We start from the raw sequence: 12,030 nt of genomic DNA on the forward strand, positions 1-12,030 counted from the left end.
TCTCCCAGGCCCCTCGATGTCCGCCCCGGTCTCCAACGTCCGCCCCGCTCCGGATACGGTGCTCGTCGATATCGTCGACTACGTGCTGAACCCCGGCATCGACAGCGCGCTCGCGCTGGAGACGGCGCGTCATTGCCTGATCGACACGCTCGGATGTGGACTCGAGGCGCTGTCCTACCCTGCCTGCACCAAGCTGCTCGGCCCCGTCGTGCCCGGCACGAGCGTGCCGAACGGCGCGAAGGTGCCCGGCACGTCCTTCCAGCTCGATCCCGTCCAGGCCGCTTTCGACATTGGCGCGATGATCCGCTGGCTGGACTTCAACGACACCTGGCTCGCCGCCGAATGGGGTCATCCGTCCGACAACCTCGGCGGGATCCTGGCGACGGCCGACTGGCTGTCCCGCACGGCCGTCGCGGCGGGCAGGAAGCCGCTTGCCATGCGCGACGTGCTCGTCGCGATGATCCAGGCCCACGAGATCCAGGGCTGTCTCGCACTCGAAAATTCGTTCAACGCGGTCGGGCTCGACCACGTGCTGCTCGTGAAGGTCGCCTCGACGGCCGTCGTCGGCCGCCTGCTGGGGCTCACACGCGACGAGCTGATCAACGCGGTGTCCAACGCGTTCGTCGACGGCCAGGCGCTGCGCACCTACCGCCACGCGCCGAACACCGGTTCGCGCAAGTCGTGGGCGGCCGGCGACGCGACGTCCCGCGCGGTGCGCCTCGCGCTGATCGCGAAAACCGGCGAGATGGGCTACCCGTCGGCACTCACCGCGAAAACCTGGGGTTTCTACGACGTGCTGTTCGACGGGCAGCCGTTCCGCTTCCAGCGCCCGTACGGCACGTACGTGATGGAGAACGTGCTGTTCAAGATTTCGTTCCCCGCCGAATTCCATGCGCAGACGGCCGCCGAGGCCGCACTGCAGCTGCACGCGCAGCTCGCCGCGGCAGGCCGCACCACCGACGAGATCAGCCGGATCACGATCCGCACGCATGCGGCCGCGATCCGCATCATCGACAAGCAGGGCCCGCTCGCCAATCCGGCCGACCGCGACCACTGCATCCAGTACATGGTCGCCGTGCCGCTGCTGTTCGGCCGGCTGACCGCGGCCGACTATGAAGATTCGGTCGCCGCCGATCCCCGCATCGACGCGCTGCGCGCGAAAACCGTGTGCGTCGAGGATCCGCAGTTCACGAAGGATTACCATGACCCGGCCAAACGATCGATCGCGAATGCGCTGACGATCGAATTCGCGGACGGATCGAAGCTTGCCGAAGTAGCGGTCGAATACCCGATCGGCCATCAGCGACGCCGTGCGGACGGCATCCCGCTCCTGGTCGGGAAGTTCCGGACCAACCTTGCCCGCCGCTTCCCGGCAAAGCAGCAACAAGCGATTCTCGACGTGTCGCTGGACCAGGCAAAGCTCGAAGCGATGCCGGTCGATGAGTACGTCGACTTGTATGTGATATAGCCGTCATCTACAGGACTCTTTGTTTCCTAGCCTTAAACCCAGGAAAATCACCATGGCCCACAATCTCCACAAGACCCTCAAGGAATTCGACAGCGGTTCCGGCAAAGGCAAGTTCTACTCGCTGCCGCAGCTCGGCAAGGAACTGAAGACGAAGATCGAGCGCCTGCCGGTGTCGATCCGTATCGTGCTCGAGTCCGTGCTGCGCAACTACGACGGCAAGAAGATCACCGAAGAACACATCGAGCAGCTCGCGAACTGGAAGCCGACCGCGAAGCGCGTCGACGAGATTCCGTTCGTGGTGTCGCGCGTCGTGCTGCAGGACTTCACGGGTGTGCCGCTGCTCGCCGACATCGCGGCCATGCGCGGCGTCGCCGAGCGTTCGGGCAAGAACCCGAAGAAAATCGAGCCGCTGGTCCCGGTCGATCTCGTCGTCGACCACTCGGTCCAGATCGACTACTTCCGCCAGAAGGACGCGCTCGACCTGAACATGAAGCTGGAATTCCAGCGCAACAACGAGCGCTATCAGTTCATGAAGTGGGGCATGCAGGCATTCGACACGTTCAAGGTCGTGCCGCCGGGCGTGGGCATCGTCCACCAGGTGAACCTCGAGTATCTCGCGCGTGGCGTCCACAAGAAGGCGGACGGCGGCGACACCGTGTACTACCCGGACACCCTCGTCGGCACGGACAGCCACACGACGATGATCAACGGCATCGGCGTGGTCGGCTGGGGCGTGGGCGGCATCGAGGCTGAAGCCGGCATGCTCGGCCAGCCGGTGTACTTCCTGACGCCGGACGTCGTCGGCGTCGAGCTGAAGGGCAAGCTGCGCGAAGGCGTGACGGCCACCGACCTGGTGCTGACGATCACCGAAATGCTGCGCAAGGAAAAGGTCGTCGGCAAGTTCGTCGAGTTCTTCGGCGCAGGCACGAAGTCGCTGTCGCTGCCGGACCGCGCGACGATCGGCAACATGGCGCCGGAATACGGCGCGACGATGGGCTTCTTCCCGGTCGACGAAAAGACCATCGACTACTTCGAAGGCACGGGCCGCACGAAGGCGGAGATCGCCGCATTCGAGAACTACTTCAAGGCACAGAAGCTGTTCGGCATTCCGAAGGCCGGCGACATCGACTACACGAAGACGGTGACGCTCGACCTGGCAACGGTCGCCCCGTCGCTGGCCGGCCCGAAGCGCCCGCAGGACCGCATCGAGATCGGCAACGTCAAGTCGACGTTCACCGACCTGTTCTCGAAGCCGGTCGCGGAAAACGGCTTCGCGAAGAAGGCTGAAGACCTGGGCACGCAGTACACGACGAGCAACGACGTCGACGTGAAGAACGGCGACGTGCTGATCGCCGCGATCACGTCGTGCACGAACACGTCGAACCCGAGCGTGCTGCTGGCCGCCGGCCTGCTCGCGAAGAAGGCGGTCGAGGCCGGCCTCACGGTCGATCCGAAGATCAAGACCTCGCTCGCGCCGGGATCGCGTATCGTCACCGAGTACCTGACGAAGACGGGCCTGCTGCCCTACCTGTCGAAGCTCGGCTTCGAAGTCGCGGCGTACGGCTGCACGACCTGTATCGGCAACGCAGGCGACCTGACGCCGGAACTGAACGAAGCGATCACGAAGAACGACATCGTCGCGGCAGCCGTGCTGTCGGGCAACCGTAACTTCGAAGCGCGTATCCACCCGAACATCCGCGCGAACTTCCTCGCGTCGCCGCCGCTCGTCGTCGCATACGCGATCGCCGGCAACATCACGCGCGACCTGATGACCGAGCCGGTCGGCCAGGGCAAGGGCGGCCGCGACATCTACCTCGGCGACATCTGGCCGACGAGCGAGGAAATCCACGCCCTGCTCAAGTTCGCGCTGGACCCGAAGAAGTTCGAGGAAAACTACGCGAAGCTGACCAAGAAGGGCGACCTCTGGAGCAAGATCGAGGGCGAAACGGGCCAGGTCTACGACTGGCCGAAGTCGACCTACATCGCGGAGCCGCCGTTCTTCGGCAACGACTTCTCGATGGAACCGGCTGCGTCGATCCCGACCGTCAAGGGCGCGCGCGCGCTGGGCATCTTCGGTGACTCGGTCACGACCGACCACATCAGCCCGGCAGGCTCGATCAAGGAAGACTCGCCGGCCGGCAAGTGGCTGAAGGAAAACGGCGTGCAGAAGGCCGACTTCAACAGCTACGGCTCGCGCCGCGGCAACCACGACGTGATGATGCGCGGCACGTTCGCGAACGTCCGGATCAAGAACCTGATGATCCCGGCGAAGGCTGACGGCACGCGCGTCGAAGGCGGCCTGACGATTCACCAGCCGAGCGGCGAACAGCAGTCGATTTACGACGCGGCCATGCAGTACGTCGCAGCCGACACGCCGACCGTCGTGTTCGCGGGCGAAGAGTACGGCACGGGCTCGTCGCGCGACTGGGCCGCGAAGGGCACGCAGCTGCTCGGCGTGAAGGCCGTGATCGCACGCAGCTTCGAGCGGATCCATCGCTCGAACCTGGTCGGCATGGGCGTGCTGCCGCTGCAGTTCAAGGGCGCGGACAGCATTCAGTCGCTCGGCATCACCGGCGAAGAGACCTACGACATCGAAGGCCTCGGCGACGACTTCAAGCCGCAGCAGGACGTCACGCTCGTGATCAACCGCAAGAACGGCGAAACGACCCGCGCGCCGGTGCTGCTGCGCATCGATACGCCGATCGAAGTCGACTACTACAAGCACGGCGGTATCCTGCCGTTCGTGCTGCGCTCGCTGCTCGCAGCGTAAGCGTCCTGCTTTTGCAGGTGCCGCAGCCGCCTCACGGCGGTTGCGGCCGATTTGAATGCCCGACCTCGTGTCGGGCTTTTTTTTGGTTCATCGCGGGCCTCGCGGGCGTCGTAGCGCCGATCGCACGGCGGCGCCCCGCTTTCGCGGGACGTCACCCGCCGGCATCCGGCTCGCGCGTCACGCCGCCTTGCTACTGCGCGCCTTCGCGCCCGCGCCGGAACCTGATCGCGCGTTCTTCTTCAGATGCGTGCGGTTGTATTCGATCGCCGCACGCACGAGGCGCTTCAACGCCCGCTTGTCGATCCGGTCGCCTTCGAAGAAATCGATCGCACGCCGCGCATTGCCATCGAGACCGTCGTTGAACAACTGGTCGGGATCGGGCAGCTTCGCGCCGTGCATGAAGGTCAACTTCACCTTGCCCTTGTGCGCGTTCGCGACCGCGATCATCCCGTCGCACGACCACACGGGGCTGCCCATCCATTTCCATTCCTCGACGATGCCGTCTTCAGCAGCGAGGATCGTCTCGCGCAGCTCCGCGAATGTCTTGCCGCGCCAGTCGGCGATCCCCGCGATCAGCGCGTCGATGCGGGCCGACGGTTCCAGGTCCGATGCGCTCATGCCCGGGCCTCCTGGTCTTCGTCGGGACGCGCCAGCACCCGTTCGAGCGACTCGAAGAACCGCGCCCACCCGTGCTGCGCACCGCGGTACGCCTGCTCCTGATCGGTGCGGAAGCCGGCCTGCTCCATCCGCAGCAGCGTGCCGCGCGGCGTCGGCGTGAGCGTCCACGTGACGACGCTTTCGAGGCCGCAGGCTGCCCACGTATAGGACAGCGCGCGCTGTGGCTCGATCGTCAGCACCGTGCAGTCGACCGAACCCCAGTCCGCGCGAAAGCTGAACGCGCGGCCCGCGACGGGTTCGAAATCGCTCTTCATCAGCCACGCCTCGATCAGGTGCGGTTGCGTGAGCGCGCGCCAGATCTTCTCCGGCGGATGCGACAGTTCCCGTTCGACGACGACGGTACGCGTTTCGGTGGTAGCTTGGTTCATTACTGATCCATCCTCTTTAGCAGATCTTCGAGGGCATCGAACCGGTTCTGCCAGAAGCCGGCCATCTGGCTGGTCCAGTCGATCAATGGCGTCAGCGCCTGCGGCTGCGCGCTGTAGTGCGTCTGCCGGCCTTCGTGACGGTCGCTCACGAGCCCGGCCTGCTTCAGTACACCCAGATGCTTCGATACCGCCGGCTGCGACACGCCTGCATGCGCCGTCAGCGCGGCAACCGTCAGCTCACCCTCTTCGCACAGCCGCTCGAAGAGCGCGCGGCGCGTCGGATCGGCAAGCGTCCTGAACAGCATGTCGTGAGCGTTTTGCATGGTTGAATCCATAACCCCATGGTTATGAATCGAAGGATAGCGGCGGACCGGCGCACGTCAAGGAGGAATTTCGCGCATGTCGTCGTCCGATGCTGCCGCATGCGGCGTTCGTCGTGACGGGCCGCCCGGCGGCGAAACTGCCTGCAACGGACATCGGGAGCGCTTCGAGTCCGAGTCGCTGCCCGAATTCGAGCATTCCCTCTAATCCACTCACCCGATCCGCGAACCGAAAGCACGTTGCAAGACTCGGCAACGCGCTGTTCCACAGTTCGGGAAACGCTCCCGATCGACTGGCCCTGTTTTTGTGTATCCGCGCGTCCGGGCGTCGTCACGCCGACGCCGTGGCGGCGCCTGACCACATAGTGCGACGCGCGACGCGTCCACGCCCGATCGCCCGCGACGCGCTCGCGCGGCGATTCGCTCCGCAATCGCGCGCATTCCGATACCGCAACGAATGAGTCGTGCGTGCAAACGTCGTCGACCGTCGCACGGTCGCGCGGCGAACCGGTTCCCTGTGCCGGGGCGCGCTGCTGCATGCACGAACGACGCAGCACATGCGCGCGAGCATGCCGATGTCAGAACTGACAGCTATGGAAACTGGCAGCTACCTGAACGGCACCGACGCCCTACGCTCGTCACCGCTCGCGGCCCCACAAGGGCCGAGGGTTCCAGCAACGTCGTCTCTCCTAAAAAGGACTCCCGATGAAAAGGAACGCCTGGTTTTCCTTTCCCCTTCCGTCGCCCCGCCGCCTCGCGTGCGCGTGGCCGCTCATGGTCGCCGCCGGCGCGGCGCATGCGACGACGGACTGGGTCGACACCCACACGAAGGCCTTTCTGACCGGCCCGCAGTTGATGGCGCGCAGCGCGGCGCCGTCGCTCGAACTCGCGGCCGGCGAGACGGCCGACGTCGTCGTCAGCCTGAAGCTGCGCAACGCCGCGCAGCTCAAGCAACTCGCGCACGACGTGAACCGGCCCGGCAATGCGCATTACCGCCAGTACCTCACGCACGAGCAGTTCCTCGCCAGCTACGCGCCGACCGACGCGCAAGTGAAGTCGGTCGTCGACTATCTGCGCAAGAGCGGCTTCGTGAACATCGAGGTCGCGCCGAACCGGCTGCTGGTGTCCGCACGCGGCACGGCCGGCACGGTGAAGAGCGCGTTCAACACGTCGCTCGTGCGCTTCCAGTACGCTGGCCGCTCGGGCTTCGCGAACGCCTCCACCGCGCAGGTGCCGCGCGCGCTCGGCGACGTCGTCGGCTCGGTGCTCGGGCTGCAGAACGTCGCGCGCGCACGGCCGATGCTGCGCATCGGCAACGTCGCGAAGGCGCAGGCACTCGCGGCCGGCACGGCCACCGGCCACTATCCGAAGGAATTTCCGGGCCTCTACAACGCGACCGGCGTGCCGACCGCGGCCGGCGTGAGCGTCGGCATCATCACGATCGGCGGCGTGTCGCAGACGCTGCAGGATCTGAAGCAGTTCACGTCGAGCAACGGCTACGGCGCGGTCTCGACGCAGACCGTCAAGACCAACGGCACCGGCACGACCGGCAGCTACAGCGACGACCAGGACGGCCAGGGCGAATGGGATCTCGACAGCCAGTCGATCGTCGGCTCGGCCGGCGGCCAGGTCGGCAAGCTCGTGTTCTACATGGCGGACCTCAACGCCGCCGGCAACACGGGACTCACACAGGCGTTCAACCGCGCGGTGTCGGACAACACCGCGAAGGTGATCAACGTGTCGCTCGGCTGGTGCGAGACCGACGCGAACGCGGACGGCACGATCGACGCCGAGGAGCAGATCTTCACGACGGCCGCCGCGCAAGGCCAGACGTTCTCGGTGTCGTCGGGCGACGAAGGCGTATACGAGTGCAACAACCGCGGCTATCCGGACGGCGCGAACTACACGGTGTCGTGGCCGGCCGCGTCGCCGCACGTGCTCGCGATCGGCGGCACGACGCTGTACACCACGTCGGCGGGCGCGTTCTCGAACGAAACGGTATGGAACGAAGGCCTCGACGCCAACGGCAAGCTGTGGGCGACGGGCGGCGGTGTCAGCACGGTCCTGCCGGCGCCGGCGTGGCAATCGGGCAGCAATCGTCAGTTGCCCGACGTGTCGTTCGACGCCGCGCAAAGCACGGGCGCGTACATCTACAACTACGGCCAGTTGCAGCAGATCGGCGGCACGAGCCTCGCTGCACCGATCTTCACCGGCTTCTGGGCGCGCCTGCTCGCGGCGAACGGCACGACCCTCGGCTTCCCGGCCGGCAAGTTCTATGCGGATATCCCGTCGAACCCGTCACTCGTGCGCTATGACGTCGTGTCGGGGAACAACGGCTATCAAGGGTATGGCTACAACGCGGGCACCGGCCGGGATCTGACGACGGGCTTCGGCAGCCTGAACATCGCGAACCTCAACAAGCTGATCCAGACCGGCGGCTTCTGAGCGTAACGTGAAGGACGGCGCGTGGCAGTCGTTCGCCGCGCGCCGCGCCGACACACTCGCGGGCCGCGGGCTCGCACGGAACCCTACTCCGTCGCGCGCTCCTTCACCGGTGCCGCCGCGGCCGACGCCCCGGCCCGATGCGATGGCGCGAAGAGTCGCAGCCCGCTCGCCACGCTCGCGGCACCGGCAAAGCCGGCGCCGAGCATCAGCGCGAGCGTCGGGCCGTGACGCCCCGCGATCCCGAACGACAGCGCGACGAGCGCCGCGCCGGTCGCCTGCCCGATCAGCCGCGCGGTCGCGATGATCCCGCTTGCGCCGCCGCTGCGTTCGGGCGGCGCGCTCGACATCAGCGCCTTCAGGTTCGGCGACTGGAAGAAACCGAAGCCCGCGCCGCACAACATCATCCGCCAGCCGATGTCGACTACGTTCGGCGCCGTCGGCAATGCCGCGAGCGACACCATCCCCGCGCTCAGCAACGCGAGCCCGATCGCGCCGAGCAACCCGGGCGGATAACGATCGGACAGCCGGCCCGCGATCGGCGCGGCCAGCGCGACGATCGCCGACCACGGCGTCATCAGGAACCCCGTCTCGACCGCGCTGCGATGCAGGACGGTCTCGAAGTAGAACGGCAGCGACACGAACGCCAGGCCCTGTGCGGCGAACGCGCACACGGCCGTCAGCGCGGACAGCGTAAACACGGGCCGGCGGAACAGGTCGACCGGCAGCATCGGCGCCGGGTGCCCGGCCTGGCGGCGGATCAGCAGCCAGCCGAACGCGAGCGCGACGGCGGCGGCCGCGAGCACGATGGACAGCGGCCCGCGCTGCGCGAATTCACCGAGCGCGAAGATCAGCGACGCGAACGTGATCACGTTGAACAGCGCGGCAATCGGATCGAACGCATGCTTGCCGCGCGCCGTCTGCGGCAGCGACGGAATCGCCACCGCGAGCGCGATCACGCCAAGCGGCACGTTCACCGCGAACAGCCACGGCCACGCAGCAACGGACAGGATCAGCGATGCGATCGTCGGCCCGATCGCGAACGACACACCGACGACGAGCGCGTTGAAGCCGACGCCGCGCCCGAGCCGGTGCGCGGGAAACAGGTTGCGGATCAGCGCGACGTTCACGCTCATGATCGCGCTCGCGCCGAAGCCCTGCACGATGCGCGCCGCCGTCAGCTGCGGCAGCGTCGCGGCGAGCGAACAGGCCAGCGAGGCGAGCGTGAACACCGCGAGGCCCGCGATATACACGCGCTTGTGGCCGACGATGTCGCCAAGCGACGCGAACGGCAGCAGCGTGGCGACCATCGCGAGCTGGTAAGCGTTGATGATCCACACCGACGCGGCGGGCGATGCATGCAGGTCGGCGGCGATTGCGGGCAGCGCGGTGTTCGCGATCGCGGTGTCGAGCGTCGCGAGCGCGACGGCCAGCAGCACGGCGGACATCGCGCGCCAGTTGACGGCCGGCTCCCGGGTGCCGGCGGGGGAAGCGAATTCGGACAAGATGAGGCTCGGCTGACGGGCGACGCGCGGCGTCGCGGATTGAGCGGCGCGGCAACGGCGGCTCCGTGCAACAGCAACGGAACGCGCGGCACCGCGAGCCGTATTGTTGCAGAGCCGCATCGAACGTGCAGGCGAGCGCGTCGTCAGTCAGCGAAACGAAAGCTTCGGCGTGCCGCGTCGAGTACGCGCCATCGTTGAATACGCAACGATCAATGGTCGGGCAGCGGGCCGAACGGCGCCCGCCCCGCCGTCACGACACCGCGCGCCGCGCGTTGCGGCCGCGCAGCCATTCGAGCGCGAGCAGCAGGCTCGTCGAGAAAATGATCAGGATCGTCGCGAGCGCGGCGATCGTCGGGCTGATGTTCTCGCGGATGCCGGTGAACATCTGGCGCGGCAGCGTCGTCTGGTCGGCGCCCGCGAGGAACAGCGTGACGACGACCTCGTCGAACGACGTCGCGAACGCGAACAGCGCGCCCGACATCACGCCCGGTGCGATCACCGGCAGCGTCACGCGGAAGAACGTCGTGACGGGATTCGCGCCGAGCGACAGGCTCGCGCGCACCAGGTTCTGGTTGAAGCCCTGCAGCGTCGCGGCCACCGTCGTCACGACGAACGGCACGCCGAGCGCCGCGTGCGCGGCGATCAGCCCCGTGTAGGTATTCGCGAGCCCGAGCGGCGCGAAGAACAGGTACATGCCGACGCCGACCACGACGACCGGCACGATCATCGGCGACAGCAGCACCGCCATCAGGAGCCCCTTGCCGCGAAAGTCCGCCTTCGTGAGGCCGATCGCGGCGAGCGTGCCGAGCACGGTCGCGACGATGGTCGCCGACGGCGCGACGATGAAGCTGTTCTTCGCGGCCATCCGCCACTCGTCCGACGCGATCAGGTTCTCGTACCAACGCATCGAGAAACCCGGGATCGGATAGACGAGGAACGTGCTCGACGAAAACGACAGCGGCACGATCGCGAGCACCGGCAGGATCAGGTACAGCAGCGTCAGCACGACGAGCACGCGCAGCGCGACATACCACGCGCGCTCGACGAACGACATGTGCGGCGCGAACAGCGGCCTGGCGAGTTTCATGGTCGGCATCCCCTTCCTGTTTTCCTGTGCCCGGCGCTCAGCCGAGGCTCACGTTGGTGCGCGTGAAGCGCCCGTACACCGCATACAGCACCAGCGTCGCCGCGAGCAGCAGCCCGCCGAGCGCGCACGCCATGCCCCAGTTGATCGTCACGTTCGTGAAGTACGCGACGTAGTAGCTGACCATCTGGTCGTTCGGGCCGCCGAGCAGCGCAGGCGTGATGTAGTAGCCGATCGCGAGGATGAACACGAGCAGCGCACCCGCACCGACGCCCGGATAGGTCTGCGGCACGTACACGCGCCAGAACGCGGCGAACGGATGGCTGCCGAGCGACACGGCCGCGCGCTGGTAGGTCGGCGGGATCGACTTCATCACGCTGTAGAGCGGCAGGATCATGAACGGCAGCAGGATGTGCGTCATCGAGATGTACACGCCGACGCGGTTGAACAGCAGCGTCAGCGGATGCGAGATCAGCCCGCTGCCGATCAGCGCCGTGTTGATGAGCCCTTCGCTCTGCAGCAGCACGATCCACGCAGCGACGCGCACCAGTACCGAGGTCCAGAACGGAATCAGCACGAGGATCATCACGAGGTTCGCGCGGCGCTCCGACAGCGTCGAAATCCAGTACGCGAGCGGATAGCCGAGCAGCAGCGCGAACAGCGTGACCGCGACGCCGATCACGAACGTGCGGCCGAAGATCGCTAGATAGATCGACTGGTCGGGATCGGCCTGCACGATCTGGCCGAAGCCGTCCTGCTTGTGGTCGAGCGCAGCGAGCAGGTAGAACGGCGACAGCTGGCTGCCGTTCTTCGCGATCGCCTGCCAGTACGCGGCGTCGCCCCAGCGCGAATCGAGGTCGATGATTTTCTCGCGCGTCTGCGCGGGCGTCAGCACCGCGTCGTTGTCGCCCTTCAGCGGCATCGCGCGCGCCGTCTTCGCGACGAGCGAGCGATAGCCGGGAATCTCGGTGTTCAGGCGCCGTGCCAGCGCACCCATCGCCTCGCTGTCGGCCACCTTCGTCATGTCGGCCGCGAGCGCGACATAGGCGGCATCGGCTGGCGGTGCCTTGCGGTCCCAGCCCGACAGCGCGGCGATCGTGTTCGGCAACGCGGTCGCGATCTCGGGGTTCTGCACCGCGCGCGTGAGCAGCGTGCCGATCGGCACGACGAAGATGAGCAGCAGGAAGATCGCGAGCGGCGCGATCAGCAGCAGCGCCATCGTGCGCTTGCGGGCCTCGGCGGCCTTCAGCTCGCGCTTGAGCGCGGCTGTCGACGGCGAGGAAGGAGCGATCGTCATCGTGTTCAACGGTTCTCTCCGGCCGGGCTCGATCCGGCGGAATGCCGCGCGACGCGTCAAGCGCGCCGCGCGGCCGGTTGCATCAGGACACCTGAACG

Annotated in this window: 10 protein-coding genes; 4 read left to right on the forward strand and 6 right to left on the reverse strand. The window is 66.9% G+C overall.

Annotation, left to right across the window (positions count from 1 at the left end; translation table 11 throughout):
* Window positions 1–16: 16 nt before the first annotated feature.
* Together PI86_RS04280 and acnA are read left to right on the forward strand one after the other, a co-directional pair.
* Window positions 17–1,468, forward strand: a complete 1,452-nt coding sequence (locus tag PI86_RS04280; RefSeq protein ID WP_039319045.1) for a bifunctional 2-methylcitrate dehydratase/aconitate hydratase — start codon at window positions 17–19, stop codon at window positions 1,466–1,468.
* Window positions 1,469–1,520: 52 nt separating this feature from the next.
* Window positions 1,521–4,238, forward strand: a complete 2,718-nt coding sequence (acnA, locus tag PI86_RS04285) for an aconitate hydratase AcnA (RefSeq protein WP_039319049.1) — start codon at window positions 1,521–1,523, stop codon at window positions 4,236–4,238.
* 177 nt (window positions 4,239–4,415) lie between these two features.
* Here the strand turns inward: acnA and PI86_RS04290 are convergent, their stop codons facing one another.
* From PI86_RS04290 to PI86_RS04300, 3 genes are read right to left on the reverse strand one after another with little or no spacing between them, the layout of a single operon-like run.
* Window positions 4,416–4,856, reverse strand: coding sequence for a DUF1801 domain-containing protein (locus PI86_RS04290; protein WP_039319052.1), 441 nt, complete (start codon window positions 4,854–4,856; stop codon window positions 4,416–4,418).
* Complete coding sequence (locus PI86_RS04295) at window positions 4,853–5,284, reverse strand: SRPBCC family protein (protein WP_039319055.1); 432 nt, start codon at window positions 5,282–5,284, stop codon at window positions 4,853–4,855. The genes PI86_RS04290 and PI86_RS04295 overlap by 4 nt, the downstream gene beginning before the upstream one ends.
* Window positions 5,284–5,607 (reverse strand): ArsR/SmtB family transcription factor, encoded by a 324-nt coding sequence (locus tag PI86_RS04300; protein ID WP_039319058.1) that lies wholly within the window; start codon window positions 5,605–5,607, stop codon window positions 5,284–5,286. Before PI86_RS04300 ends, PI86_RS04295 begins: the two co-directional genes overlap by 1 nt.
* A gap of 76 nt (window positions 5,608–5,683) precedes the next feature.
* Here PI86_RS04300 and PI86_RS17830 point away from each other — a divergent pair, with 76 nt between their 5' ends.
* Window positions 5,684–5,812, forward strand: a complete 129-nt coding sequence (locus PI86_RS17830) for a hypothetical protein (protein WP_268745859.1) — start codon at window positions 5,684–5,686, stop codon at window positions 5,810–5,812.
* 497 nt (window positions 5,813–6,309) lie between these two features.
* Window positions 6,310–8,049, forward strand: coding sequence for a S53 family peptidase (locus PI86_RS04305; RefSeq protein ID WP_039319060.1), 1,740 nt, complete (start codon window positions 6,310–6,312; stop codon window positions 8,047–8,049).
* A gap of 83 nt (window positions 8,050–8,132) precedes the next feature.
* On the opposite strand, the gene PI86_RS04310 is transcribed toward PI86_RS04305, so the two are convergent.
* From PI86_RS04310 to PI86_RS04320, 3 genes are all read right to left on the reverse strand, one after another.
* Window positions 8,133–9,551 carry an MFS transporter gene (locus PI86_RS04310; protein ID WP_039319063.1) on the reverse strand — a complete coding sequence of 473 codons (1,419 nt, stop codon included), beginning with the start codon at window positions 9,549–9,551 and terminating at the stop codon, window positions 8,133–8,135.
* Window positions 9,552–9,801: 250 nt separating this feature from the next.
* The gene (locus PI86_RS04315) at window positions 9,802–10,638 is read right to left on the reverse strand and encodes an ABC transporter permease (RefSeq protein ID WP_039319377.1); all 837 of its coding nucleotides are present in this window, start codon (window positions 10,636–10,638) and stop codon (window positions 9,802–9,804) included.
* Window positions 10,639–10,675: 37 nt separating this feature from the next.
* Complete coding sequence (locus PI86_RS04320) at window positions 10,676–11,932, reverse strand: ABC transporter permease (protein ID WP_039319379.1); 1,257 nt, start codon at window positions 11,930–11,932, stop codon at window positions 10,676–10,678.
* Window positions 11,933–12,030 lie beyond the last annotated feature (98 nt).

The sequence above is a fragment of the Burkholderia sp. A9 genome, assembly GCF_000801975.1.

Excerpts from the sequence above, each read along its gene's own strand:
- PI86_RS04280 (WP_039319045.1), top strand. The coding sequence starts at position 17 with ATGTCCGCCCCGGTCTCCAACGTCCGCCCCGCTCCGGATACGGTGCTC.
- acnA (WP_039319049.1), top strand. The coding sequence starts at position 1,521 with ATGGCCCACAATCTCCACAAGACCCTCAAGGAATTCGACAGCGGTTCC.
- PI86_RS04290 (WP_039319052.1), bottom strand. The coding sequence starts at position 4,856 with ATGAGCGCATCGGACCTGGAACCGTCGGCCCGCATCGACGCGCTGATC.
- PI86_RS04295 (WP_039319055.1), bottom strand. The coding sequence starts at position 5,284 with ATGAACCAAGCTACCACCGAAACGCGTACCGTCGTCGTCGAACGGGAA.
- PI86_RS04300 (WP_039319058.1), bottom strand. The coding sequence starts at position 5,607 with ATGCAAAACGCTCACGACATGCTGTTCAGGACGCTTGCCGATCCGACG.
- PI86_RS17830 (WP_268745859.1), top strand. The coding sequence starts at position 5,684 with ATGTCGTCGTCCGATGCTGCCGCATGCGGCGTTCGTCGTGACGGGCCG.
- PI86_RS04305 (WP_039319060.1), top strand. The coding sequence starts at position 6,310 with ATGAAAAGGAACGCCTGGTTTTCCTTTCCCCTTCCGTCGCCCCGCCGC.
- PI86_RS04315 (WP_039319377.1), bottom strand. The coding sequence starts at position 10,638 with ATGAAACTCGCCAGGCCGCTGTTCGCGCCGCACATGTCGTTCGTCGAG.
- PI86_RS04320 (WP_039319379.1), bottom strand. The coding sequence starts at position 11,932 with ATGACGATCGCTCCTTCCTCGCCGTCGACAGCCGCGCTCAAGCGCGAG.